At 37.3% G+C, this 26,970-nt stretch carries 23 protein-coding genes; 15 read left to right on the top strand and 8 right to left on the bottom strand.

Going from position 1 to position 26,970, the window contains the following annotated elements; translation table 11 throughout:
- Positions 1-106 precede the first annotated feature (106 nt).
- The gene (locus EGI31_RS16605) at positions 107-1,789 is read left to right on the top strand and encodes a carbohydrate-binding domain-containing protein (protein WP_255038275.1); all 1,683 of its coding nucleotides are present in this window, start codon (positions 107-109) and stop codon (positions 1,787-1,789) included.
- Positions 1,790-2,479: 690 nt separating this feature from the next.
- Here the strand turns inward: EGI31_RS16605 and leuS are convergent.
- Complete coding sequence (gene leuS / locus EGI31_RS16600) at positions 2,480-5,290, bottom strand: leucine--tRNA ligase (protein WP_255038274.1); 2,811 nt, start codon at positions 5,288-5,290, stop codon at positions 2,480-2,482.
- 218 nt (positions 5,291-5,508) lie between these two features.
- On the opposite strand from leuS, the gene EGI31_RS16595 reads away from it, so the two are divergent.
- The 7 genes from EGI31_RS16595 (at position 5,509) to EGI31_RS16570 (ending at position 8,629) form a co-directional block, all read left to right on the top strand.
- On the top strand, positions 5,509-5,721 hold the full coding sequence (locus tag EGI31_RS16595) for a type II toxin-antitoxin system HicB family antitoxin (RefSeq protein WP_255038273.1): 213 nt from the start codon (positions 5,509-5,511) through the stop codon (positions 5,719-5,721).
- A gap of 51 nt (positions 5,722-5,772) precedes the next feature.
- The gene (locus tag EGI31_RS25470; protein WP_374760701.1) at positions 5,773-5,925 is read left to right on the top strand and encodes a type II toxin-antitoxin system HicA family toxin; all 153 of its coding nucleotides are present in this window, start codon (positions 5,773-5,775) and stop codon (positions 5,923-5,925) included.
- A 187-nt stretch (positions 5,926-6,112) separates the two neighbouring features.
- Positions 6,113-6,283, top strand: a complete 171-nt coding sequence (locus tag EGI31_RS16590; protein ID WP_255038272.1) for a type II toxin-antitoxin system YoeB family toxin — start codon at positions 6,113-6,115, stop codon at positions 6,281-6,283.
- Between the two features lie 121 nt (positions 6,284-6,404).
- The gene (locus EGI31_RS16585; protein WP_255038271.1) at positions 6,405-7,151 is read left to right on the top strand and encodes an energy transducer TonB; all 747 of its coding nucleotides are present in this window, start codon (positions 6,405-6,407) and stop codon (positions 7,149-7,151) included.
- A 121-nt stretch (positions 7,152-7,272) separates the two neighbouring features.
- Positions 7,273-7,821, top strand: a complete 549-nt coding sequence (locus EGI31_RS16580; RefSeq protein ID WP_255038270.1) for a hypothetical protein — start codon at positions 7,273-7,275, stop codon at positions 7,819-7,821.
- A 263-nt stretch (positions 7,822-8,084) separates the two neighbouring features.
- A complete protein-coding gene (locus EGI31_RS16575) occupies positions 8,085-8,240 on the top strand; it encodes a hypothetical protein (protein ID WP_255038269.1) in 156 nt (51 codons plus the stop codon).
- Positions 8,240-8,629 (top strand): PIN domain-containing protein, encoded by a 390-nt coding sequence (locus EGI31_RS16570; protein WP_255038268.1) that lies wholly within the window; start codon positions 8,240-8,242, stop codon positions 8,627-8,629. Before EGI31_RS16575 ends, EGI31_RS16570 begins: the two co-directional genes overlap by 1 nt.
- Positions 8,630-8,671: 42 nt before the next feature.
- Here EGI31_RS16570 and EGI31_RS16565 read toward each other — a convergent pair whose 3' ends face one another.
- The 3 genes from EGI31_RS16565 to EGI31_RS16555 all read right to left on the bottom strand — a co-directional run bounded on the left by EGI31_RS16565 (position 8,672) and on the right by EGI31_RS16555 (position 15,354).
- On the bottom strand, positions 8,672-10,834 hold the full coding sequence (locus EGI31_RS16565; protein ID WP_255038267.1) for a S9 family peptidase: 2,163 nt from the start codon (positions 10,832-10,834) through the stop codon (positions 8,672-8,674).
- 171 nt (positions 10,835-11,005) lie between these two features.
- Positions 11,006-12,352, bottom strand: coding sequence for a RagB/SusD family nutrient uptake outer membrane protein (locus tag EGI31_RS16560; RefSeq protein ID WP_255038266.1), 1,347 nt, complete (start codon positions 12,350-12,352; stop codon positions 11,006-11,008).
- Positions 12,353-12,375: 23 nt separating this feature from the next.
- The gene (locus tag EGI31_RS16555) at positions 12,376-15,354 is read right to left on the bottom strand and encodes a SusC/RagA family TonB-linked outer membrane protein (RefSeq protein ID WP_255038265.1); all 2,979 of its coding nucleotides are present in this window, start codon (positions 15,352-15,354) and stop codon (positions 12,376-12,378) included.
- 593 nt (positions 15,355-15,947) lie between these two features.
- Here EGI31_RS16555 and EGI31_RS16550 point away from each other — a divergent pair.
- Both EGI31_RS16550 and EGI31_RS16545 read left to right on the top strand, forming a co-directional pair.
- Positions 15,948-16,961 (top strand): sialidase family protein, encoded by a 1,014-nt coding sequence (locus EGI31_RS16550; protein ID WP_255038264.1) that lies wholly within the window; start codon positions 15,948-15,950, stop codon positions 16,959-16,961.
- A 299-nt stretch (positions 16,962-17,260) separates the two neighbouring features.
- Positions 17,261-18,757, top strand: a complete 1,497-nt coding sequence (locus EGI31_RS16545; protein ID WP_255038263.1) for a sodium:solute symporter family protein — start codon at positions 17,261-17,263, stop codon at positions 18,755-18,757.
- 73 nt (positions 18,758-18,830) lie between these two features.
- Here the strand turns inward: EGI31_RS16545 and EGI31_RS16540 are convergent, their stop codons facing one another.
- Positions 18,831-19,391 carry a hypothetical protein gene (locus EGI31_RS16540; protein WP_255038262.1) on the bottom strand — a complete coding sequence of 187 codons (561 nt, stop codon included), beginning with the start codon at positions 19,389-19,391 and terminating at the stop codon, positions 18,831-18,833.
- A gap of 147 nt (positions 19,392-19,538) precedes the next feature.
- On the opposite strand from EGI31_RS16540, the gene EGI31_RS16535 reads away from it, so the two are divergent.
- The 4 genes from EGI31_RS16535 (at position 19,539) to EGI31_RS16520 (ending at position 23,229) form a co-directional block, all read left to right on the top strand.
- On the top strand, positions 19,539-20,168 hold the full coding sequence (locus EGI31_RS16535; RefSeq protein WP_255038261.1) for a DUF6134 family protein: 630 nt from the start codon (positions 19,539-19,541) through the stop codon (positions 20,166-20,168).
- 11 nt (positions 20,169-20,179) lie between these two features.
- A complete protein-coding gene (locus EGI31_RS16530; protein ID WP_255038260.1) occupies positions 20,180-21,451 on the top strand; it encodes an NAD(P)/FAD-dependent oxidoreductase in 1,272 nt (423 codons plus the stop codon).
- A 12-nt stretch (positions 21,452-21,463) separates the two neighbouring features.
- Positions 21,464-22,930, top strand: coding sequence for a 4Fe-4S binding protein (locus EGI31_RS16525; protein ID WP_255038259.1), 1,467 nt, complete (start codon positions 21,464-21,466; stop codon positions 22,928-22,930).
- Positions 22,931-22,998: 68 nt separating this feature from the next.
- Complete coding sequence (locus EGI31_RS16520; protein ID WP_255038258.1) at positions 22,999-23,229, top strand: hypothetical protein; 231 nt, start codon at positions 22,999-23,001, stop codon at positions 23,227-23,229.
- Positions 23,230-23,494: 265 nt separating this feature from the next.
- Here the strand turns inward: EGI31_RS16520 and EGI31_RS16515 are convergent, their stop codons facing one another.
- Genes EGI31_RS16515 through EGI31_RS16505 form a run of 3 tightly spaced genes read right to left on the bottom strand, consistent with a single transcriptional unit; the run spans position 23,495 to position 26,128 of the window.
- Positions 23,495-23,878: a helix-turn-helix domain-containing protein gene (locus EGI31_RS16515; RefSeq protein WP_255038257.1), complete on the bottom strand. Its 384-nt coding sequence runs from the start codon at positions 23,876-23,878 to the stop codon at positions 23,495-23,497.
- A gap of 37 nt (positions 23,879-23,915) precedes the next feature.
- Positions 23,916-25,631: a GMC oxidoreductase gene (locus EGI31_RS16510; RefSeq protein WP_255038256.1), complete on the bottom strand. Its 1,716-nt coding sequence runs from the start codon at positions 25,629-25,631 to the stop codon at positions 23,916-23,918.
- A gap of 8 nt (positions 25,632-25,639) precedes the next feature.
- Complete coding sequence (locus tag EGI31_RS16505; RefSeq protein ID WP_255038255.1) at positions 25,640-26,128, bottom strand: gluconate 2-dehydrogenase subunit 3 family protein; 489 nt, start codon at positions 26,126-26,128, stop codon at positions 25,640-25,642.
- 146 nt (positions 26,129-26,274) lie between these two features.
- Between EGI31_RS16505 and EGI31_RS16500 the strand changes: the two genes are divergently transcribed.
- Entirely contained in the window at positions 26,275-26,967 is a 693-nt protein-coding gene (locus EGI31_RS16500; protein ID WP_255038254.1) for a glycosyltransferase family 2 protein, read from the top strand.
- Positions 26,968-26,970: the final 3 nt, after the last annotated feature.

Raw genomic sequence — 26,970 nt, 5'->3', positions numbered from 1 at the left:
TCCGATAATAATGGTAAGACCTAAAATCAGGCAAAAAATTGCAACTCTGACTTTGAATTTACGTAATTTCAAGAATTATAACATGAGCAACTAACATTCTTAAAAAATGAAAAGTTTTTGGACAATCTTATTTGTTGGTATCGTTAGCCTCGTTTCTTGCAAAAAGGAAGCTGAGGTCATTGAACCAACGACGGAGGTTTTCAAAACTTTGGAAGATTTGGAAACTGAAAAAGACTATAAATGGGAGGCCAATGTGGAAAAATTAATCATTCTCAAGGATAATTCAGCTGAAATAGTTGGTTCAGGAGTGGATTTTTCACAAGGAAATTTAAAAATTTCAGCACCAGGCACTTATAGAATCTCTGGAAAGCTAAGTAATGGCCAGATTATAGTTCAATCGGCCGGAAATGATATTGTAAGGCTAATTTTGAATGGGGTAGAGGTGCATTCTGACAAAGGTTCGTCCTTGTTTATTGATAAAGCGGAAAGGGTTTTGATTTTTTTAGAGAAAGGAACTGTCAATAATTTCAGTGATAATGAAAATTACTTATTGACCCAAGATGGACAAAATGCTACCATTTACAGCCAAACCTTCACGATTGTTGATGGTGAAGGGGTTTTGAATGTAAAGTCAAATTTTGAAGATGGTCTTTCGTCAAAAGATGGTTTGTTGATTCGAAACGGTAAAATAAAAGTCGATGCCAAAGATGAGGCTATCAGGGGGAAAGATTTTGTAGTAATTCGAGGCGGAGAATTCGATTTGATAGCTGGTGGTGACGCTCTTAAGTCTGATAATGAGGTCAATAGGAATTCTGGTTTTATAGAAATAAACGATGGTCTGTTTGATATAACTGCCAAGGGTGATGGAATTTCGGCTTATTCAAAAGTTAATATAAATGGTGGTGTTTATAATATTAAAGCTGGGGGAGGCTTTGCAGCTTTTTTGCCCAATGGAAACTCCGCAAAAGGAATAAAGGCCGAGAATGAGGTTAATGTAATAGCAAAACAATTGAGTCTCAATTGTGCAGATGACGCCATTCATTCTAATTCGGACCTTAGAATACTTGGCGGTGAATACAAAGTACAGACGGGTGATGACGCTTTTCATGGCGACAACTCACTTACCATAGAAAATTGCAAAATAACAGTCCTTTATGCTTTTGAAGGTTTTGAAGCCAAAACCATCAATATCGGTGCTGGAAAGTATGAATTAAGCACGCTAAATGACTGTATTAGTGCCTCATCTATTAGAGATTCAGAACAAAATGATGGTTCGTATGTCTACATAAAAAATGGTACCCTGATTTTGAGAAGTACTTCTGGCGATCTTTTGGATAGTAATGGTAATGTGGAAATGAGTGGTGGAACCATGATTATGCACGGGCCGATTTCAGCCGAAGTGCCATTGGATTACAATGGTACTTTTCGAATGATTGCTGGTCTAATTATAGCCTCTGGTTCTAACTCACGGTTTCTACAAGCACCAAGTGCTATTTCACCCCAAAATTCGGTTCTCATAAACTTTAAAAAAGGAAATGAGGCGGGAAAATTGATCAATATCAGTAATGCCAAAGGAGAGAGCCTAGTGACTTTTAGGCCGCAAATCAATTACTTTTCATTTATTTTCTCTTCTTCAAAATTGATAAAAGGAGGAAACTTTACGGTATCTACTGGTGGATTGGTGGTAGGTACAGCAGAGAGTGGTTATTACGAAACTGGTGTTTACAAAGATGGCACAGTCAACGGGAATTTTACTGTAAACGCAGTCATCACCCAATTAAATTTATAAACAAAAAAGCCAGTCTGAATCTTCAAACTGGCTTTTTTGTATTTTTTTGTTTAGAAATTTGAAAAAGGTTTAGTTTGTCTTGTCCCGACCTCAGAGAGGTCGAAGGATTATAGATTGAGATATAACGACCAGCCGAAGTTCGACCTCTCTGAGGTCGATTCATTCGTGATTTTATTTGTTGTTAATATGCTTTGACCGCTCTACGGTCCTTTTTGCTTGTTTGATTTTTGCCAATTATTTAAGAAGCACTTTTTTATTTTAGGAGATTGAAAAAAGCTGAAGACATTAAATCCTCAGGTTCAAATAATTAAAAATCAATGTAAATCATAAATTTAAAAAATGTTTCGAGTTGGCCTATCCGACCTCAGAGAGGTCGAAATATTTTAGAAATTTAAAACGATTTAGTTTTCACCAATCCGACCGCAGAGCGGTCGAAGGATTTTAGATTGAGATATAACGACCAGCCGAAGTCCGACCTCTATGAGGTCGATTCATTCGTGATTTTATTTGTTGTTAATATACTTTGACCACCCTACTGTCCTTTTTGCTTGTTTAATTTTTGCCAATTATTTAAGAAGCACTTTTTTATTTTAGCCTAAAAAAAAGCCTGAAGACTTCAAATCCTCAGGCTTCAAAATTAGATATCAGCGTAAATCGATTCAATCCGTGTTATCTGTGTACCATTCCACCTCAAACAACCACATTCACAATACGCTTCGGCACTACGATTATCTTTTTCAATTCTTTGCCTTCCATCCATTTGATAACCTGCTCGTTAGCCAATACTTGCTTCTCTATTTCTTCTTTTGGCATATCTGCTGGGAAGTTTATATTCACCCTCACTTTTCCATTGATTTGGATAGGATATTCAAAACTATCTTCTACCAAATAAGCAGGATTAAAAGTCGGAAAAGTAGTTTTTGTGATACTCTCTGTCTCGCCAATTTGCTCCCAAAGTTCTTCTGCAATATGCGGAGCATAAGGAGAAATGATGATCAACAAATCTTTCAAAATGGCCAATTTGTGGCATTTTAGATCCGTCAATTCGTTTACACAAATCATGAATGAGCTCACTGAAGTATTGAAAGAGAAATTCTCCACATCTTCTGCTACTTTTTTGATGGTTTTGTGCAAAGATTTTAATTCGTCTTTGGTAGGTTCTTCATCTTTGAAAATCGGATTACCGTTTTGATCGAAAAACAAACGCCAGAATTTCCTCAAAAATCTATAAGTTCCTTCAATTCCACGCGTATCCCAAGGTTTCGACTCTGTCAAAGGCCCCAAAAACATCTCGTAAAGACGCAAGGTGTCTGCTCCGTATCTTTCTACCAAGGTGTCAGGATTGACTACATTGAACTTGGATTTGGACATTTTTTCAACCTCAGAACCGCAAATATATTTCCCGTCCTCTAGGATGAATTGTGGTTCATCGCCAATATCGTTTCTGGTAGTTTTGAATTTTTCTAAATCCAAAACGTCCGCCTCAACGATGTTTACATCTACATGAAGTTTTACGGTTTCGTATTGATCCTTTAAACCCAAGGAAACAAAAGTTGGTTTTTCGGCATCTTTAACTCTGTAAACAAAGTTACTACGACCCTGAATCATCCCCTGATTGATCAATTTCCTAGCAAATTCCTCTTGTTTTACATAGCCCAAATCTTTCAAAACTTTGTTCCAGAAACGGCTATACAAAAGGTGACCCGTGGCGTGTTCGGTTCCGCCCAAATACAAATCAATATCTTGCCAATAATCCAATGCTTCTTTTGATGCAAAATCGGTGTCGTTGTTGGCGTCCATGTAGCGGTACCAATACCAGCTACTTCCTGCCCAACCTGGCATGGTGCTCATTTCTAGTGGATAAGCTTCTGTTGAACCTTCGGGTGTATAAGTCCAATTTTTAGCTCTCCCTAAAGGCGGTTCACCTGTTTCTGTAGGTTGGTATTTGTCTATTTCAGGTAAAATCAAAGGCAAATCCTTTTTATCTACCAAATGAGGCACTAGCGTTCCCTCTGCATTCGGCTTGAAATAAACCGGAACTGGCTCTCCCCAATAACGTTGACGAGCAAAAACGGCATCACGCAAACGGTAATTTACCTTTCCACGTCCAATTTTATTTTCTTCCAAATAAGCCACCAATTTCGCAGTTGCTGCTTTGTAATCCAAGCCATTTATCATGCCCGAATTGATGTATTTTCCTTCTTTTGTGGCATCTGCTTGGGTTTCGATATCTGCTTGAGCATCTAAAATCGGAATGATGGGCAGACTGAAATGCGTTGCAAAATTCCAGTCACGTTGATCGCCAGATGGTACACCCATCACAGCACCTGTTCCGTAGCCAGCCAATACGTAATCTGCAATCCAAATTGGCACTCGCTCGCCATTGAATGGATTTATGCAGTATGAACCCGTAAACGCACCCGAAACTTTCTTAACATCAGACATACGGTCCAATTCCGAACGTTTTTGGGTTTCTAGGATATATTCTTCTATGCTTGCTTTTTGCTCAGAAGTGGTCAAATCGGCCACCCATTCGTGTTCTGGAGCCAAAACAAGGAACGAAACGCCATAAATCGTGTCAATTCTTGTAGTGAAAACTTCAATTTTTTTATCAGAATTCTCCACTTCGAATTTTACCGAAGCACCATTGGATTTTCCAATCCAGTTGCGTTGTTGGTCTTTCAAAGATTCCGACCAGTCGATGGTATCCAAGCCAGAAATCAATCTGTCGCAATAAGCGGTGATACGCATCATCCACTGACTCATTTTTTTCTGAATCACCGGATAGCCACCACGTTCCGAAACGCCGTCTTTCACTTCGTCGTTTGACAAAACCATGCCCAATTCAGGACAGAAATTGACCACCGACTCTGCCAAATAGGTCAAACGGTAGTTTAAAGAAACCTCATATTGTTTTTCTTTCGACCATGAATTCCATTCTTCGGCTGTAAATTCTGGCAATTCTTCGTCACAAACCGCTTTGGCTGCATTTGAGCCGCCTTTGGCAAACAAATCGTACAAAGTAGCCACATTTTCGGCTTTGTCGGTCTCCTTGTTGTACCAAGCATTAAACAATTCCATGAAAATCCACTGTGTCCATTTGTAGTAAGCAGGGTCAGAAGTACGCACTTCACGCGACCAATCGTAGCAAAAACCGATGTTTTTTAACTGGCCGATATAAGTTTCGATGTTTTTCTCTGTCGTAATGGCCGGATGCTGCCCCGTTTGGATGGCATATTGCTCGGCAGGCAAACCAAATGAGTCAAAACCCATAGGGTGCAATACATTGAAGCCCTTGAGTTTTTTGTATCTGCTATAGATGTCAGAAGCGATGTACCCGAGTGGATGACCCACGTGCAAACCTGCCCCAGATGGATATGGAAACATATCCAGAACGTAGCATTTAGGTTTTGTGGTGTCTATTTCAACTTTGTTGGTGTGGTTATTTTCCCAATATTGTTGCCATTTTTTCTCTATCTCTCGGTGTCTGTACTCTGCCATTGCGTTTTTTAAATCAAATTTTCCGCAAAATTAGCGATTTTTGGTGGAAAATCGATATATAGCTTTTTGAACTGGGAATGGGCTTTAATTATAGGGCTTAAATTATTTGAAAACAACGGCAGTAAATTTTTATCATTTGATTTACCACAGAAAATCAAAATATCGAATTAAGTGTTATTGATAAAAAAAGATTAAATTTGTAAACAAAATTGAATAAAATGATAAATCTTGAAAATATTGTTTGGAAAGAAGGGAAGCATTTTGTTGCTCAATGTTTAAATGTAGATGTATCTAGTTTTGGTGAAACTAAAAAAGAGGCATTAGAAAACCTTCAGGAAGCCCTAGAGCTTTATTTTGAAGACAGTAGTCCTAGTTCTATTCAAGAAATAGAGCAACTTGAAATTATTCATACTACATTTTCTCATGCCTAAATTATATTCTTCCGAATATATCGTAAAAGTTTTAATGCGAATGGGATTTGAATATGTTTCCAGAAAGGAAGTCATGCAAAATTTAGAAAAGGAATTAATCCTGTTTTAACTGTAATAGTACCTATGAATAAAAAGGAAATACCTTTTGGTACTTTTCGTTCAATTGTGAGGCAATCAAATTTGACGATGGAAGATTTTGTTTAAGGATTTCGAACAAAGTTTTATACACCCAGTTTCTTAACATCCTTCCCTATTACTTTTAATCCGCTACCATGAAAAGGGGTCTTGAATTAATTGATATAGAATTGTTGATAATTAGAGTGGAAAACCTCGGCTATTTAGTTTCGAAATTGTGAATATGTAGGGAACCGTTTGAACTAGCAATATCATAATGTCGGATTGGAAATCCTCCCTATCTCGCTTCGACAACGGTAAGATGTCGAAGAGTGAACTTTCAGAAACTTCCTACACTGGAATTGGAAATCCAGAAAAACTAAGATTTGATCTTGCTGGTTTTTGGTCTCGTAGATACAAAAAAAGAAATATTGGTTTATTCAGCTGAAGAATTTATTGTAACTGTAACTGTCGTTTCTGCTCAAGGGCACTATTTAGATAATTGAATACTTCATAAACCTAGATGTAAATTATTTTTTAACTTATATAAATAACGAAAACATTAAACTATGTCCATAAAAGTTTATTATTTTAGAAAAATAAAAGGAAGTATTTTTTATTGTTTCGTTATATTTATTTTCCTATTTCAATCTTCTCAATCTAATGCCCAAGAATTAGTTCTTTTACCGACTCCAGGACAAGAAGAGATTAAAGTTTTGCCACGTTTTTCAAATGATAAGTCTGAATTCTTAAGGCTTTTGCAAGAAAAGTTTCTTGTAACTGAAAAGGATATAAATACAAACGCGTTCATCGATCTTAAATTCACTGTTGGAATGGATGGCTCCCTTTCAAAATTTTCCAGCTCCAATAATTCAAATTCAGCATTAATTGAACAATTAATTTCGATAATAATCTCATTAGGTTCTTGGCATCCCGCTTTTAATGAAAAAAATATTGCTGTTGAGTCAACTATATCAATAAAAATTCCTTTAGAGGTTGATGAAATATTTACAGCGGTTGAGCAAAACCCTGAGTTTATGGGAGGCCAGAAAGCTATGTACAATTTTATAAATGATAACATTAAATACCCTTTTGAGGCTCAAAGGAATGATATTTCTGGTAGGGTATTTTTAAAATTTGTTGTTGAAAAAGATGGTTCAATTGGGAATGTTGAAGTAAGGCAAGGTTTGGGTTATGGTTGTGACGAAGAGGCGGTAAGAGTTATAAAGTTAATGCCTAAGTGGAACCCTGGCAGTCAAAACGGTAAATTGGTAAGAGTATATTATAATATGCCAGTCTTATTTAAAAAAGATTAGTGATAGAAAAACCATGCATGAACTCTGCTCTTGTGCATTATTTTGATAGGTAATTTAAAGCATTCTATTCTTTCATGGTTACAGAAAAAATACATAATAATATGATTAATAATTACTTAAGATGAAAATTGTAGAATTAGTTAAACAACTTAATGATTCACTTCCCTCAAATGAAGAACTAATAAGTTTTTATCACCGTCATGATTTAGAACTAACTAATAATGAAGCTTTAGTGGAAATTCACAATAGCTATACAAAGTACGATCAAAAACTCGAGAAAAGTCTGTTTGATTCAATAATTGTTAATAAGTTTTTTGAAAGACTTGCCTTCTTTACTTTTTTGAATCATAATCCTGTTGGTGAAAATCTAATTGAGTTTGCAGTGTTTTTAGAATCGGATCCTGTGTATTACAATACTGTAAGTGGCGAAATTCTTGTCCAAAAGCCAGGATTTTACTATTTGGATTATCCAGGAATGGTGGTTAAGGCATTTAATTCTTTGGAAACTTTTCTTGAAACCTTGATAATTCTTGAAATAGCACTTAGAAATAGTATGTATCGTAAAATTGCAGTTTCTCAAGAAGTTCTTGAAAGAATTCTCTCAATTAATGCACCAAACTGCAGGGAGTTTTTGATATTTCTATTTGATAATATAAAGGATTTTTCTTGAAAATCAACTCATTTCATTCGCTGTAGACTGACCTTAGAGTGTATTTCGGTCTTCAGGCCGGATAACTTGAATCACAAAAGACAAGTCCTTTATTCTAAATTTTTATCTTTAAAAATTTATCTTTCAGACGACCTCAAGTTTTTCTTAATTCTTAATAGGTGAAATTTTGATGGATTTTGCCATATAGTTAGTTTTCAGTTGTTTGGCTAATTCTGCGAAATTCAATCAGATTTTTTTATATTTGCTGATTAAACAACAAGAAAATGACCGTAAAAATACCAGCGAATGCAAAAAAAGCAGAAATTGAGGCGGTGTTCAAAAATCTTCAAAAGGATAAAAAAACTTTAAAACCGCAGGATTTTATAGGTAAATTCCCCTTTAAAGGTGATAGCTTAAAATTTCAAGAAGATTTGAGATAATGAATGAAAGGGCGATAATACTAGATACCAATACACTTATTAATTTCCTAAGAGGTGAAAGATTAGAATTAGAATTAACCGAAAATAAAGATATCTACATTTCAGAAATAACAGAAATGGAAATCCAGTGTAATTCTAATTTTTCCAAAAGCCAAAGAAAAGAACTTAAACTATTTCTATCAACTCTTTTTGTTATTCGTTTAAATGAAGAAATCCGAGAATCCGCAATAAAAATTAGATTATCAACCAAAATGAAGTTGATGGACTCTATTATCGCAGCTACCTCCCAATTTTCTAATATCCCATTAATAACCTGTGACGCAAGATTTGATTCAGTTAAAACTGCTCAAATAATATTGCTCCCAACTCTTGATAAACGAAATAGCTGATGCTTAGCTTGTTACAATTTATATAACAGACAGCAAAAACCCTCACCTCCCCCCAGCCGCACAATGTTCTTTCAAATATTTAGTATAGAGCGTAGAAAGGTGTAAAGTGGTGCCTTCGCCTTCGTAAATGCCGTGGCTTCGGTTGGGGTAGGGCATAAATTGGAATTGTTTGTTGTATTTTATCATTTCGTTTATGAGCAGTTCGGCATTTTGGTAGTGCACGTTGTCGTCGCCTGTGCCGTGTATGTAGAGCAGATTTCCTCTGAAATTCTTCACAAAATGCATTGGAGAGCCATTTACAAAATCTTCTTTGTTCTCCTGAGGTAGGCCCATGTACCTTTCCTGATAGATGTTGTCGTAGGTAAGTTGGTTGGCTACTGCGGCTATCGAAATGCCCGTTTTGTAAATTTCAGGGAACTGGAAAAGACAGTTTAAAGTAGCAGATCCGCCACCACTCCAACCCCAAATGGCTACACGGGAAGTATCTATGAATTCGTATTTTTTGAACATCGCCAATGCTCCCATGGCTTGGTCCCGGATGTTGACAATGCCCACTTTTCTGTAAATCGATTTTCTCCATTCTCTACCTTTGGGAGCAGGAGTACCTCTGCCATCTAGGGCAGCATAGATATAGCCATCCGCTGCCATATTTCCTGTGTAAAGTCTGTTTCTATCAACACCATAAACATCATTTACAACTGTTGCTGCGGGTTCGGAATAGACGTAAAACACAATGGGATATTTCTTTTTGGGATCAAAATTCTGCGGTTTCGCGATAAAGCCCTCCATTGTTGTACCATCCGTTGTGGTAACTTGGAAAAACTCAACGTCCTTTTTTTGAAGTTTTTGATTTGCCAAAATTGATTTTGATTCATCTATCGGTTTTCCAGAAGGCAGAGCTATTATTTCTGATACTCTTGGGGTGAAATAATTGGAAAAGTTATGAAAGGCATATTTTCCATTATCCGAAATCCTGTAATTGTGTGTTCCCTTAAGTTCGGTTTGACTAACTTTTTCGGCTTTTGTAACTTGGCTGATTTTGGTTCTGTAGAGATAAGATTGGGTGGCATTGTCGGGCGAAGCCATAAAGTAGATATAATCATTTGCCACATCCACGTTCATGATTTTCTGTATGTCATAGTTTCCTTCGGTTAGCAAAGTTTCATTTTTCCCGTCTCTCGAAACCTTGTAAATGTGCCTCCACCCATCTTTTTCACTGACCCAAATAAAAGACTTTCCGTTTTCTACCCAATCCCAACCTTCAATATTTCCATAACTCCAACTGTTTCTTACATCTATCCAAGCGGCGTCTTTTTCTTGGTAAAATGTCCTAGATGCACCTGTTTTGGCGTTGCAATACATCAATTTGCTTTCATTTTGCTTTCGGTTGAGCTGTTGAATAATCAGCTCATCAGCATTGTTGGCCCATTCCATTCTTGGAATATAATGTTGCTGCGGATCGCCCGGTACGTTCATCCAAATTGTTTTTTTTGTAGCAATATTGGCCACACCCACTTTACATGCCGATGGACTTTCGCCTACTTTTGGATATTCTACAGGCACGTTCTTCGCATAAATTTCGTCGGTATTGTTGATCATCAAAAAATCCTTGATTTTGGTGGCATCTATTTGCCAAAAAGCAATGCTTTTGCTGTCTGGACTCCATCTGAATCCATCTCGGCAGTCGAACTCTTCCTCATAAGCCCAGTCAAATGTGCCATTGATTATTTTGCCTTTGGTTTGGGTGAGTGGGCTTATTTTTTGTGTCTTGAGGTCTTCTATATACAAGTTTCTTTCACTCACATAAGCTGCCATTTGGCCGTTGGGTGAGACCTTGGCAAACATCAGTGAAGAAGCAGGTCGTCCTTTTCCCAACTGCGTTATAGCCTTAGTTTTAAGGTCCAAAATCCAATAATCGCCTTTGGTTTCTTGTCTCCAAACCCTTTGAGTATTGGTAAAAATCAAAATTTTGTTTCCGTCTTCCGAAAAAGAAAAGCTTTTGGGTTCAATTGGGCTGTTCGAATTTTTTGGTATTAGGGCAGCTTTATCTACAAAAGTCGATTTTTTGTTTTCAGGCAAAGTATATTTTTGAATTTCGCCTGATTCTATCGTAAAATAGTCGTTTTCTTGCCAAACGACATTCTGAGCTTCAAGGTTTAAGGAAAAAAGGAGGAAAAAATTAAATAGTAATTTGAAAATCTTCATAATTGGTTTGGTATTGGCTTATTTTGATTGGAAAAATTAAGCAATTTTTTGGAGATCTTTTATTTTTTTTATTTTTTTGATGTTTTAGGTCTTAGATAAATTTGACCCATATATACCAAAAAACGTACCCCTTTTGGAGAGGTACGTTTCTAAATTGTTTATTTCAATAGCTTATTTAACTATTCTATTATCCCAGTTTACTTCTTGAACAGGTCTTTCCATATTCTCGAGCACTTTCATGCCTACCACAGGTATTTTTATTTGAGCCAATTTATTGAGCCTTCTCATATCTACCCATCTATGGCCTTCATACCAAAGTGAGAAATAGCGTTCGTCTAAAATTGCATTAACCAAATTATCTTTTCCCGTAACATTATCCAAGGCTTTGTTGCCATTGGTAGTTCTAATAAGATTTATTAATTTAAGAGCCTCGGTAGCTGATCCTGTCTGTGCCTCGACTTCAGCTAGCATCAAAATTAATTCTTCGTTTCTTATTATAGCTACAGGATCTGTTGCAGCTTTCCAAATATTCGAAAGGTACTTGCCCTCATAGCTTGATCCACCAGCTGAATATGCTATCGTTGGATTTTGAACAGCTACTTTTGACCATCTTTTGTCAGCTTTGTCTAGTGCATCCCACTCGGAGGTTATACCTACAACACGCACAGATGAGGTATTTAATAGTGGATTTGCAAAATCAGGAGATGATGGACTAAAAGTATGCTTTGGTCCGAGGTTTAGGTCTCCAGCTAGGTCCATGAAGCTTTGACCCAATAAAGTTTTAACTTTAGTGTAGTCACCTTGGTAAAGTGCAACTCTAGCCGCTATAGCTCTATTAAATTTCTTGAATGAAGTCGGAGTGCCGAAATTACTACCGGCTACTCCCGTACCAAATCCAGATGGAGAAGTAAACGGAAAACTTGAACCGGCAGCATCTAATTGTCCAGCGGCATCATCCAATATTTTTGCTATACCAGCCAAGGATTCGGTGTAAGATGCAGGCTTAGAGGGGTTAAATGGGTCTTCTACATTTAATCTTATCCCGTTTTTGCCTTGAGCATTAACCATATAAAGATAGGCCAATCCTTTAAAGGTATTGGCTACGCCTTTGTAAGCATTTTTTTGGGCATCGGTTACTTGAGTGGTTTTATCACAAGCAGCCAAAATGATGTTGGCCTGTCTTACTGGAAGCCCAAACCCTGTAGTTGCACCATTATAAAAAGCCGAGTTATCTATTGGTCTAAGTCCATTTAGCTCTGTCCACCAACGTGACTCGGTAGAGTTAAAGTTAAAAACTTCCTTTCCAACTACACCTACTACTTGGGTATAGGTGGCTAAACCATTTCTTGCTAAAGAGTAAGAACCCAATGCAAGGGCATCTAGCTGAGCCTTGGATGCGTTTTCTGAAACACCACCAACAGATGGGAAGTTAGGGTCATTGACTACTTCGAGTTCACATGACTGCATGGTACTTAAACCTAGTACTGCTGCAAATATTTTATATTTTAAATTTTTCATTTTATAAATTTTTCATTTTTAAATTATAAATCTACACTTATATGAAACATCAAACGTCTAACAAGAGGTGCAGAGCCAATATCAACCCCACTACCCAAAGCCGCCGAGCCGAAGTTTGAGTTTTCTGGGTCATATCCAGCCGTGTAGTCTGTCCATCTGAAAAGGTTATTGCCCGAAACTCCAACTTTTAAACCGTCTAATTTCTTACCGATAATAGATTTTGGAATTCTATAATAAAGCGAGGCCTCTCTTAGTTTTAAGAAAGAAGTTACCACTGGGTTGTAGCCAGGTTTTGGTTTTCCATTTTCGTCAAGGCCATTCACATTTTGTCTATAATTACCGTTTTCTGTTTTACCGTCACCAGCTTGGTTAGTTTCATTCCAGTCAGAAGTATTACCGCCTTCGTCCCAAAGTACACGAGCCAATGATACCACAGCAAATTTATGTCTATAATGAGCTAATGCCGAGAATTCGAAATTCTTGAAAAAAGTAATTCTTTGATTTAAAGAAAACTCAAACTTAGGTTGTTGATCACCGTAAACTGTCCAAGAAGTTGGGTTTGCAGGATCTGTACGAGGCTGACCTACTATTTGTGTAGGAGATAAACCTTCTTTAATTCTCCATTGTCCAAAAGTGGCACCGAATCCGCCTGTTAAACGCTCAGGTACAGTTAAACGGGTAATTTCAGAACGGTTGAACCAGTATATAGGTTGTACAAACCAAGTCAAATTGCTACTTTTAACAACATCCGCCCCTAATGTAATTTCTACTCCTTTATTGGTAAGGTCAGCTGCATTTACGTTTGTTGACGTAACCCCTGTAGTAGGTGCTGTAACAAGTGGTTGAATGAGGTCAAACACTTTTTTGTTGTAAAAGGTCACTTCTGCAGTTACTCTGTTTTTAAATAAGCCAAAATCCACTCCATACTCTAACTCAGTGGCTCTTTCTGGCTGTATGAGTGTATTGCCCAATACAGTAGAAGGTGTAAGTCCACCTTGACCGCCAATTCCTGTTACGCCAAGTTGAGAGTATAAAATACCCCAAGTAGGCAATCCTGCCGTTTGACCATAGGCTATTCTACCCTTTAGTTGAGAAATCGGGCTATCTGAGGCCCATGATCCGAATTTATGGAAATTAGACGCAACCGACGCACGTGGAAAGGCATACCATTTATTAGGGTCGCCATTTAAGGTAGATCTATCAAAACGAACCCCAGCTGAGGCTATAATCTTGTCTCCAAAATTCACTTCCTCTTGAGCAAAAACACCTTGGTCAGTATTTCTTCTGTAATCGACATCTTGCTCAAAAGCCCTAGCACGCGAGGCATTAGAAACACCTGCAGGTAAACCTCTACCACGAATGAAGTTAGAAGCTGCGTTTGTACCAAGTTGAACTATACCCGCTGATGTAGTGAAGTTAAAAGCTGAGCCAGTAGGGGCATAGGTGTGCACGGCCGCCAACTGAATGTTATAGTTAGTTACTTCGGCCCTGGTATCTTGAGCGTAACCCGGGTTGGCTTCTGCTTTTTGAGACTGAAGGTCAGACGGTAACCATATTTTGGCTAAACCATTTTGGTAGTCAGTTCCACCTGATAGTTTGAAAGTTAAAGAGCTGTTTTCAGTATTTAAAGCCCTCGCGGTTAAATTAACGCCACCAATAAATCTGTTGACTTTTTGATTATTTAAGGCTCTATCTCTTATGGCTAGAGGGTTTTCGCCTACCGGTGAGTTTGGATAGTTTCCGTTAGCATCAGGAAATAATTGAAGATATGATGGTGTGTAAGGAATGTTGTACCCATAGTTTATACTTGAGTTGTCATTACCTGTCCAGCCACGGTCATTGTCAGAGTTTACAAAATTGGCATTCACTGCCAAGTCTAACCAAGAGGTTAACTTATGGTCAAGGTTTGTTCTAAAAGATGCTCGAGTAAAACCTGTGTTTTTTACGATGCCAGTTTCATCAGAATACGACCCATTTACGTAAAAACTTGTTTTATCATTTCCTCCAGTAAGGCTTAATCTTGAGTTCTTAATCTGACCGGTAGAACCAAAAATTTCTTTTTCCCAATTGGTATATTTACCAGCGGCGGCATTAAATGCAGCTAGACCAGCGTCACCATTGATAGCCTTGGCCTTGTCTGCGGTCCAGGCAGCACCGCCATAATAAGCGTATGCATTTGCAACGCCAAGATCCTGACCAAAACTTACTTTGGTTTTTCCTCCTTTACCTCTTTTAGTGGTGATAATTACAACACCGGCATTAGCACGAGTACCATATATTGCAGCAGCAGAGGCTCCTTTTAATACCTCAATACTTTCTATGTCGTCAGGGTTAAGGTCGGCCAAGCGGTTAGCGTTATTGTCTTGAGCTGAAGCTGCAGAACCACCAACAGCTTTATTGGCTTGTGATCTACCATTGGAGTTTTGGCTGTTATCAATGTAAACACCATCAACAATAAATAGTGGCTGAGATGCAGATGAACCTAAGGTAGAAACACCTCTAAACTGCATATTAAACCCGCCACCAGGCATAGAACCATTGGCTACAATATTGGCTCCTGCTAATTTCCCTTGTATGGCTCCATCAGTTGTAACTGGTGTGGTGGTCCCAGTTAAATCCTTAGAAGATAGTCTAGAAACGGCGTTAGCCAAATTACTTCTTTTAACATTGGTAGCAAGACCTGAAACTACAATTTCGTCCAAATTTGCAGCATCTTCAGAAAGCTCAACATTGATTGTAGAGCTATTACCTACGGTTACCTCTTTTGAGGTATATCCTACCGCACTAAAAACTAAAACTGCATTGCTCCCAACTTCGAGGCTGAATTTACCATCACCGTTGGTGCTAATACCTTTATTCGAGTTTTTAACACGTACACTTACGCCAGGAATACCCTGACCCCCAGAATCATTTACTGTTCCACTAACAGTTTTGGATTGAGCCAATAGCGAGGAACTCGCTATTAGAAAACTCAATAATGCAAAGAGTAATCTTTTCTTCATTTGAATTTAATTGGTTAAAAAATTTGTTAATTCTACAAAAAACGTAAGAAAATTTGTAAATAAACAAGTTTTGGCAAATATTATTCAGATCCTTGGTTAATGTGAGTTCAGGAATGACATTAAAATTTAGAGAAAACGTCTAATGCTCACCTTGACTGGGGAGATATTTGACAAAAGTCAGTGAGATCCAAACTTCTCGTTCAAATTGATCCTCACTTTTCAGTGTTGAGATTTCAAATTTTCGAAAAAAGCAGAATCGAACTGTTTTTCTTTTTGTAAATTAAATGAACAAGAGTAGCAAGTAATTAGAGTTATTAGTATGTATTTCACCGTATAAAACTAGGGATTAAGTGTGAACTTTAAACCTTATTTGAATATAGTATAAGAATTAAAATTTAGATAGAATTATTTTTTTTGGGAATATCTTTAGATTTCAAATTGAGAAAAATTTTAACATCTTTCAAAAAAACATTTCCTACAGACATCAAAAATAGTAATTATCAAACCAAACACTACTTTCCGTTCCCAATTCTTTCCTTAAAGAAATTTTTTCTTTAGATTTAACTTCATAAAATTCAACCATAATCTTAAAAATGAAATATCTCCTTGTTTTCTGTGCAGGAATTCTATTTTCAGCAGCCCAAAGCCCGATTGTCAAATCCGAATTTATTTACGAAAATGCTCCTTTTCCTTCTTGCCATGCATCTTCGTTGACCGAAACACCCAATGGAATAGTTGCAGCATGGTTTGGTGGAACAGCAGAAAGAGACCCAGATGTGGGTATTTGGGTGAGTAGAATAGAAAATGGCAAATGGACCACACCAGTTGAAGTAGCCAATGGGGTGGAAAGTCCAAAGAAAAGATATCCGACCTGGAATCCCGTTTTGTTTCAAATGCCTGGAGCCGAGCTGATTTTATTTTACAAAGTGGGTCCAAGTCCATCTACTTGGTGGGGAATGCTGAAAAGGTCTTTTGACGGAGGAAAAACTTGGTCAGCAGCTGAAAAACTGCCTGATGGAATCTATGGGCCGATAAAAAACAAACCTGAGTTGTTGAGCGATGGTACTTTGCTTTGTCCAACCAGTTCTGAGGATAATGGCTGGCGGGTGCATTTTGAAATGACCAAAGATGCAGGTAAAACTTGGACAAAAACTGCTGCCATAAATGATGGAAAAGAGTTTTCGGCTATACAGCCAAGTATTTTGTTTACCAAAGATGGCCAATTGCAGATTTTATGTAGAAGCAAGAATAGCTATGTTTTAGAGGCTTTTTCGAAAGATAATGGAAAAACCTGGTCGGCATTGAAACCAACAACATTGCCTAATCCAAATTCTGGGACAGATGCCGTCACGCTTAAAGATGGCAGACAATTGATTGTTTACAACCATGTCGGGAAAGGAGATGAGTTTTGGGGAGGAAGCCGCTCTCCATTGAATGTGGCGATTTCAGCCGATGGTAAAAAATGGAGTTCTTTGGCTGTTTTGGAAAATGAACCCAAAATGGAATTTTCCTATCCCTCGGTTATACAAACGTCTGACGGTAAGGTACATATCACTTATACTTGGAAAAGAAAGAAAGTGAGATATGTGGTGCTGGATGTGAAATGACGGCCACTTCACTTCGGCTTGGCTCAGTGACCACACTTCGGCTCCGCTCAGTGTCCGATACGTTGTCTGAGAGGAGTCGAAGACAAAAGCGGCACTTCACCTCGGCTCCTCACAGTATCCAATGCGTTTTCTGAGCGGTGGTCATTGAGCTTGCCGAAATTAGCAGAAGACAAAAACGTCACGTCACTTCGGCTCTCCTCAGTGACCGAAGTTCGATGTCTGAGCGATGGTCATTGAGCTTGCCGAAATGAGTCAATGACAAAACCCAAATTTAATATTCAACCCTATAAAAATAAAAAATGGCCATTTTAGACATTTCCATAATTGTCCTTTATCTGCTTGCTATGGTAGGCATAGGCGTCTTTTTTTCCAGAAAAAATAAAAGTACGGCTCAGTTTACTACGGCCTCTAGCACCATTCCGGGTTGGGCGATTGGAATGAGTTTTTATGCTACTTTTCTTAGTGCTATCACTTTTTTGGGAGATCCCGGCAAATCATTTGGGAGCAACTGGAATCCCTTCGTTTTTAGTATTTCAATGCCTTTTGCAGCTTATTTTTCTTCTAAATTTTTTGTAAGTTTTTATCGAAATACCGGAGAAATCAGTGCTTACACGCATCTCGAAAAACGGTTTGGTTCATGGGCAAGAAGTTATGTCATGCTTTGCTTCATTCTTACGCAATTGGCCAGAATGGGTACCATTTTTTATGCCATCGCCATCGCTATCAACGCTTTTACGGGCTTTGATATTCCTCTAATTATTTTATTTTCAGGTATTTGTGTGATGGTCTATACGGTTTTTGGTGGAATGGAAGCGGTGATTTGGACAGAGGTAGTGCAAGCGGTACTGAAAACCATGGGAGCATTGCTTATTTTAGGAATTATTTTGTATGCCATAGATATTCAAACGATTGTAAGTGAAGGCCTTGCAAAAGATAAGTTTAGTTTGGGTACTTTCAAACCTGATTTTACACAGAGTTCTTTTTGGGTGGTTTTTATCTATGGTTTCTTTATAAACTTGGTCAATTTTGGTGTAGATCAGAATTATATCCAACGCTACCATACCGCCCAAAGCACCAAGGATGCTCAAAGAAGTATTTGGCAATGTGTGATTTATTATGTGCCAGTTTCCTTCATGTTTTTCTTTGTGGGTACTGCTTTGTTTGTTTATTATCAACACTTTCCTGAGCAAATTCAAAGCTTGAAGGAAGTTGTTTCTCTTGAAAAAAGTATCGCATTTACTGATTTACAACCAGCAGATTATGGTGACAGAGTTTTACCACATTTTATCAAAACCAAAATCCCGACGGGTCTTTTGGGATTGTTGATGGCGGCTTTACTTTCAGCTGCTATGAGTACCATGAGTAGCAGTATGAATAGTTCAGCAACTGTCTTTTTGAAAGATTTTTACACCAGATATTTCCAAAAAAACTTGAATGATTTGCAAGAACTAAGGGTCTTAAGAATTGCCACGGTATGTTTTGGATTATTAGGAATCAGCTTCGGCATAGCCATGATTGGAGCCAAAAGTATTTTAGATATTTGGTGGAAACTCTCTGGCATTTTCGCAGGAGGCATGCTGGGTATTTTTTTATTGGGCTTCTTGGTTAAAAATGCTGGTAAGGCAGCGGCCATCGGTGCTACTTTGGTCGGAGTGGTCGTAATTGCCTATTTGTCTTTACAAACTTATTTGCCAGAAAACTTTAAGACCAATTTGGAGCCTAAAATGACCGTGGCATTTGGTACATTGACAATTGTAGGAGTAGGTTGGTTGATTACGAAACTTGCGAAGCCTTAGGTTGTTAACATTTTCTCGCAAAGACGCAAAGTCGCTAAGATTATATAAGGCAGAAAAAAATCTCCTTAATATTTCATTTCCAACCCCACGGTTTCCAGTTTATTTGGATGGGATTTTTTAGGTCAAATTTTACGGTAAAAAGTCTATCGGAGCCAATTCTTCGTAGATTATAGCTGAAAAAATCATCGTTGAGCTCCACCCACCAAACATTTGTTGCGGCTAATGGAAGCATTTTGGCAGTTTCATCATCTGCAGGAAACATCTGTAATCCTGCTTGCCCAATGTTGGAGCTTGTGCCGCCATACATGGTTACTTTGTCTGGTTCGCCATTTTCGTGTCTGTGATCGTGTTTGAGTTCAATTTTATCACCTTTTAAAGTGAAAACCCAAGTTCGGGATTTATCCTCTCCAACATAAAATGGGATTTTGATGACGTTTTCTTGACAACTTATGACTTGCATTACCAGCCGTTTGTTTTTGAAAGTGTCATTGTCTGCTCCTGCAATGGGTGTTCCTTCATAGGATTTGCCACACTGTTTTTTTAGATTTTCCCAAAAAACTAAACTATTTGGCTTTTCTTGTGATTTACAAAGAAAAGGTGCCAGAGAAAGGAGAATTAGAATGATTTGTTTCAAAGTTTGAAATTTTGAAAGCAAATTAGACATTTTCTAGAGGCAAAAACAATTAAAACATTATATTTTGTATCTTAAATGACAATCTGATTGCGGCTTAATTACGTACTTTCGCTAAATTATGATTGAGAATTTGAAACTCCATAAATTATGAATAAATTATTTCTTCTTGGTGCATTAATTATTTCGTCTTCTGTTTATTGTCAAAATACCACCGAAATCAAGAAATACGCCATAGAAGTGGCCGGAATCAAGGTGGGGGAGATGCACGCAACTAAACAGTCGTTGGGTAAAGGTTTGGTGAAATACCATGTAAAAAGTGATGTCAAGGTGAACTTACTGGTTTACACTTTAAAGATAAAATATGAGGTTATAAGTCAGTTTGATAAAAATGGCTTAGTATATTCTGAAGCAAAGGTGAATTCAAACAAGGGCGATTTTTTTACGACGACTTTACTGAAAAATGGAATTTATGAGGTGAAATCGAAGCAAGAGAAGAAGGAGTTTGAAAAAACTATAAGTTCAGACATCACTTGGTCTTCAAGTCGTTTATTTTTTGATGAACCAACAAATAATCAGAAGTTTTATGCTGAATATTATGCTCTATTCAACAACGTAAAGAAGAATAAAGATGGTACATTTACTTGTCAGATAGAAAATAACATTGACAAGTATGTGTATGAAAATCAGAAACTTGTGCGGGTAATCAAAAAAAATCCGATTAAAAATATTGAGTTGCGTTTTATCACCGAAAAAGTGACAACTAGTTCTGGGATTTGAATAACAATTATATGTCAAAAAAAATAGTAATTATAGGCAATGGTGTGGCAGGAATCACCACCGCAATAGAACTTCGAAAGATTTCGGATTGTGAGATAACCGTTGTGTCAGAAGAGTCTGAATATTTCTTTTCCCGCACAGCATTGATGTATGTTTTTATGGGCCACATGAAGTTTGAACATACACAACCGTTCGAAAATAGTTTTTGGGCGAAAAACAATATAACACTTAAAAAAGGAAGGGTAAATACTGTATTTCCAGAAAAAAATGAAATTGCTTTTGAAAACGGTGGAATTCTTAGCTATGACTATTTGGTCTTGGCAACGGGCTCTAAACCAAACAAATACAATTGGCCAGGGCAAGATTTAGATGGGGTTTCGGGTTTATATCACAAACAAGATTTGGAATATCTGGAAAAATATTCTTCAAAAATAAAAAAGGCCGTGGTCGTCGGCGGTGGATTGATAGGATTGGAGCTGGCAGAAATGCTAAATTCGAGAGGCATTGAGGTTACTTTTTTGGTCAGGGAAAATAGTTTTTGGAGCATGGTTTTATCTGAAAATGAGGGCAGAATGCTTGAAAAGCATATTTTGTCTCACGGAATTCAACTTAAACTAAAGACCGAACTCAAAGAAATAAAAGGAAAGGGATCGGTGGAATCTGTCATTTCTTCTGATGGTGAAAGTATTGAATGTCAGTTTGTTGGATTAACTGTCGGTGTAAGTCCCAATGTTGGTTTTCTTCAAAATTCAAGCTTAAAAATCAATAAAGGCATTTTGGTCAATGAATTTTTACAAACCAATATTCCCAACATCTATGCCATCGGTGATTGTGCCGAAATTCAACAGCCTCAGCCCGGAAGAAGGCCCATTGAAGCTGTTTGGTATACGGGAAAAATAATGGGACAAACCCTTGCGAAAACATTGGCGGGACAAAAAACTGCCTATATTCCGGGAAATTGGTTTAACTCTGCCAAGTTTTTTGACATTGAATATCAAACTTATGGACTAGCACCAGCTAAACTGAATGAATATCAAGGGGAATATTATTGGGAGAAAGAAAATAAAGCGGTTAGAATAGTATTTAACAAAGAAAACAGAGTTTTTGAAGGAATAAATACTTTCGGAATCAGAATGCGTCAGGATTTCTTTGAAAAAGTTTTGAATAGAAAAGAAAGTGTAGATTTTGTAATGAAAAATCTCGATAAGGCCAATTTTGATCCAGAGTTTTTCAGAAAGTATGAAAATGAAATTAAAAGCAACTTTAATCTACAAAATGCTTAAATATAGATAATTATGAATTTAGATATAAGTAAAAAGACAGGTTTAAGCCTAGGTTTTGGCGGAATGCTAATTCTGATGGCAGCACTTTTCAATCTTCTGAATGGTTCAGCTTTGTTATACATCTCTTTGTGTATGATTTTGGCGGGAATTGTCGTGTATTCATTTGGTGAATACACAGGAGAATTGTCAGGTATAAAAAACAATGAGGTTTGGTTTAAAAGTGTTTCTTCTAAAGGAGTGGTGGCTTGGATTCTTGGTTTTGTGCTTACTGCTTTTTATGTTGTAATTTATTGGTTTCCAACGTATTTGGGGTTAAATAGAAAAGGGGTTAATACTGGTTTAGTTGCCTTTTTTGACCCTTTGAGTTTTGCATTAAATGGCCACGGTGCTAGTCAGTGGTTTGTTTATGGAACGCTTTATACAGTTGCTATTTTGGGTTTTGGGGTGAAATTTATTCTTAAATATCGCCACAGCAACTATCAGATAATCAGAACTTTATCTGTGATGTTTTTTCAGTTGGCGTTCGCATTTTTATTGCCTGAGTTTTTGGCAAAGCTTAATCCTGACTTGGATTATTTTGCAAAAGATCTCAAAAATATGTGGCCATTGAACTACTATTTCTTTGAGGATTGGCACTTGAAGGCCATGTTGGGAGGCGGAAATCTAGGAATGTTTATGCTATTCTTTGGTATAGGAATGATTTTTTTAATTTCACCCATACTTACCTATTTTTTCGGTAAAAGGTGGTATTGCTCATGGGTTTGTGGCTGCGGTGGTTTGGCCGAAACTGCTGGGGATTCGTTTCGTCAACTTTCAGATAAATCCGTAAAAGCCTGGAAAATAGAACGATGGTTGATTCACTCGGTTTTGTTGTTTGTATTTATCACTACGGTAGCAGTCATTTATTCATTTTTAATCAATGAAAAGGCAGCTTTAGATCCCAAGCTTTTTTTGGTTGGGGTAATTCTTTTTTTGGGAGTATTTAGTTGGTACATTTTCAAAATTGGCTATAAAAAGCTAGCTCTAGATGCCCGAAAAGGCATTTATTGGGCATCAGGAATAATTTCAGCTTTCTTGGTCATCAATATGGCCATCGGCAATACCAACGTATTTTTTATAGATTCTTATACTTTACGTTCTTGGTACGGTTTTTTCATCGGAGCAGCATTTAGTGGAGTAGTTGGAGTTGGTTTTTACCCTATTTTGGGCAGTAGAGTTTGGTGCAGATTTGGATGCCCAATGGCCGCCATTTTAGGATTTCAACAAAAACTGTTGTCGAGATTTAGAATTACAACAAATGGCTCTCAATGTATTTCCTGCGGCAATTGTTCTACTTATTGTGAAATGGGCATCGACGTACGTGCTTATGCCCAAAAAGGTGAAGATATCGTACGTTCATCGTGCGTTGGTTGTGGAGTTTGTTCGGCGGTATGTCCTCGCGGGGTTTTGAAATTGGAAAATGGTAGAGTGGAGATTTGAGAAGAATTATTCCCTTTTAATTCAAAAAATACAAAATTTGAGCTAAATTGGCTTTCAAATTGAATGAAATGAAAGATTTAACTATATCACTTCCTGACGAGATTTATGATTCTGTTGTGAATCTATTAAAGCAAATTCCAAATGTTTTATTGAATGAAGAAGACGATATCCCAGAATGGCATAAAGATATTTTAGACAGTAGATATACTGAATTTTTAAATAATCAAAACAATGGAAGTTATTTCCAGGAACTAAAGTCGAGACTATTATCAAATGGTAAGATTTCAGGTAATTCTTGAGCCAAAGGCTTAAAGAGATATTGAAGAAGCTTTTGAGTATTATTTACGGATTTCAGAAAAATTAGCAATTAGAATTCTTCGAGAAATTGAAAATAAATTAGAAATAATTTCAGACATTCCCGAGGCTTTTCAAGTTCGATATAAAGAGTTTCGAACAATTTCGCTAAAAAAGTTCCCTTACATGATTCATTACTTTGTTGACAGCAAAAGTTTAGAAATTCATATTTTAGCGGTTTTACACACTTCCGTGAATACTGATAAATGGCTATAAAATATTGTCAAGAGATTCCTTCCTTGAATAATTCTCAAATGCCGTTTTAACCTCACCAACAATATATGATTTCAAATCAGTCGCATGAACCTCATAATGTTTTGAACTTGTTAAGAGCTGTATATTAAGTAATCTTTCAATTTCCCATAGCGTTTCTGTGGTGAAATTATGTGTACCACTCAACCATCTGCTAATTTCTAAAGGTTTCTTACCCAACATAAAGGCAAACTCCTGATTAGTAAAACCTCTTTTCTGAAGGGCATCATCTATTTGAGCGGCCAAACCCATTCTTTTGGAAATATTCTCTTTTGTTTTTTCTGGTATATGCTCTTTTAAGCTTGAGATGAGAACTCCTGTATGTTTTCTTGCTCTATTCATTTCAAATCAATAATTCTGAATAAACAACAAATAGTTCCTACAAATTCCCCTTCTTAAACTCCTCCACAGCATGATTTGCCGCTCTGGCAGTCAATGCCATATAAGTTAGAGAAGGATTTTGGGTTGAATTGCTGGTCATACAAGCACCGTCTGTTACAAATACGTTTTTACAGTGGTGCAATTGATTCCATTCGTTCAACTGAGAGTTTTTGGGGTCATTACCCATTATTACGCCACCCATTTCATGAATATCCAATCCAGGATTCCACCCATTTCTCGAATGTGTTTTGATATTTGTAAAACCAGCCAAAGTGTACATTTCTGTCAATTGTTCTCTGAAATCTTTGGCCATTTTGGCGTCATTGCCATCCATTTCTACGTGAATCCTTACTTGTGGAACGCCCCATTGGTCTTTTAGGGTTTCGTCCAGTTTAACGTAATTACTTATTTTCGGAATGGTTTCGCCCATAAAATGTGAGCCCACACGCCAATTGCCATATTTTTTCTCGAACAGGTTCTTCTTCAGTTCCTCACCCCAGCCTTCTCTGTTGGTTACCTCCATTCTGCTAGCACTAAAGCCTGAAGCATAGCCCCTTAGGAAATCTGTTTCTTGCTTTTTAACATTTCTAAAACGTGGAATATAGCTTCCATTAGGACGAATTCCATCTGTTTTTTTATCCAAAAAGCCTTCATATTCTCCTGAAATTGTAGTTTCGAAATTATGGAAATGAATGTATTTGCCCATTAAACCATTGTCATTGCCCAAACCATTAGGGAATCTGCTCGATTTAGAATTTAAAAGAATAATATTCGTATTTACCGTTGAACCATTTACAAAAATAATTCTAGCAAAATATTCTATTTCTTGTTTGGTGATGGCATCTATTACTTTTACCCCAATTGCCTTTTGTTTTTTCTCATCATAAATGATAGAATGCACAACTGAATTATTCCTCATGGTCATGTTTCCGGTCATTTTGGCCCATGGTAGTGTTGAGGCATTGCTACTGAAATATCCGCCATAAGGACAACCTCTTTGGCATAAGTCTCTTTGCTGACACTTGGCTCTACCTTGTTGGTAATGAATAGGTTGTGGGTCAGTCAAATGTGCACATCTACCGATGATAACTGGTCTTGCTCCGTTATAATGTTTACGCATTTGGTCGGTAAAGTGCTTCTCTACGCAAGTCTGTTCATGTGGTTTTAGAAATTCTCCATCAGGCAATGATTCCAATCCGTCTTTATTTCCAGAAATACCTGCAAAAATCTCTACATGACTGTACCAAGGAGCCAAATCTTCATAGCCAATAGGCCAATGCACATCGAACCCATCACGGGCTGGTCCCTCAAAATCGTATTTGCTCCAGCGTTGTGTTCCTCTCGCCCAAAGTAGTGATTTACCCCCTGATTGATAGCCTCTTATCCAGTCGAATGGTTTTTCTTGAATGTAAGGGTGCTCGGCGTCTTTTACAAAAAAATGACTAGAATCCTCCCCAAACGCATAGCATTTGGTGGCAATGGGATTGGCATCTTTCATTTCTTTGGTGATTTGACCGAGGTGTTCAAATTCCCAAGGTTGCATCATGGTGGTGGGGTAATCGCCGTGGTTGACTTCTTTGCCCCGTTCTAAAACCAGGGTTTTTAAGCCCTTCTCGCTGAGTTCTTTAGCGGCCCATCCGCCACTTATTCCTGAGCCAATCGCTATGGCGTCAAAAGTTCTTTTCTTTTTAGAATCTATATTAAAATTTGCCATAATTCTGATTAAATCGCTACACAGCCATGGAAATATGCCGGGGCCATTTGATAGTTTTTATGATTGGTTAAATAATACTCGGAGCTTGTATAGGACCTGATGGTCAGGTTTTTAAAAAAATCTACTGTTTTTTTGTTGGCAGTATTATTTTTCAAGATTTCCAAAGCCTGAAGGTTATCCAGTTTTTCAAAAGACTTTTGGTGTTTGACCATCGCTTCTTTCTCTAGATTTTTCAAAGTTTGTTTCACTTCGCTTTGAATTTGTTCGGAATAACAGTCTTTTATGACCTTTTCAAGATATTTATGAGCTCCTACCGACTTAGCTCCTGGAGTATTTGTCTCTGGAATAATACAATCTACTATTTTGGCAAACATTTCTGAATTCTCAAATTCAAAATGTTCAAAACTGCCAGAATTCCAGTTATTTGCCCAACTTGGTAGGTTACCGAGCCCTAAAAGCCCAATTCCCAAGGACTTTATTACATTTCTTCTTTCCATTCAAGGTTGATTTTTGGCTAAATTACGGATTGACTTTTGAAAATTCTACATTTTTAAAAAATATTAATAATTCAATTTTCATTCATTCTCCTTAAAGTTTGAAAATACCCTTTTTCAAGGGTAAATTTGTATTAGAATCATAAAATATGACCCCCAAAATAAGAGTAATCATTCCGGCCTACAACGAGCAAGAATCTATCGGAAAGGTAATTGCCGAAATTCCAGAAATGGTCAGTGAAATTATCGTGGTGAGTAATAATTCATCGGATAATACCGAAATGGTGGCGAAAAATGCTGGGGCTACCGTGCTTAAAGAAAATCAGAAAGGTTATGGCTATGCTTGTTTGTTGGGAATGGATCACATCGCCAAGAATGCTCCAGATACCGATATCGTTGTTTTTTTAGATGGAGATTATTCAGATTACCCCGAAGAACTTTTGCTATTAATTAAGCCAATAATAGCAGATAAGATTGATATGGTAATAGGAGCAAGGGTGGCACATTTGCGTTTACCCAATTCTATGACCCCACAGCAGGTTTTTGGCAATTGGTTGGCTACTTTTTTGATGAAAGTATTCTTTGACGCAAAATTTACAGATTTGGGACCTTTTAGGGCCATAAAGTATCAGAAGTTGCTCGATTTAAAAATGGAAGACAAAACCTATGGATGGACAGTAGAAATGCAATTAAAAGCCCTTAAGCAAAATCTTTCGTATGTAGAAGTACCTGTGAGATATAGAAAGAGAATTGGAGTGAGCAAAGTTTCTGGTACCATAAAAGGCACCATAATGGCAGGGGTAAAGATTTTGGGTTGGATTTTTAAATATAGCTTTAAGTGATTT

It is taken from the genome of Lacihabitans soyangensis, from assembly GCF_024343775.1.
GTDB lineage: Bacteria > Bacteroidota > Bacteroidia > Cytophagales > Spirosomataceae > Leadbetterella > Leadbetterella soyangensis.
The sequence above is the reverse complement of the archived record's forward strand: the minus strand, read 5'-3'. Positions and strand labels throughout refer to the sequence as shown.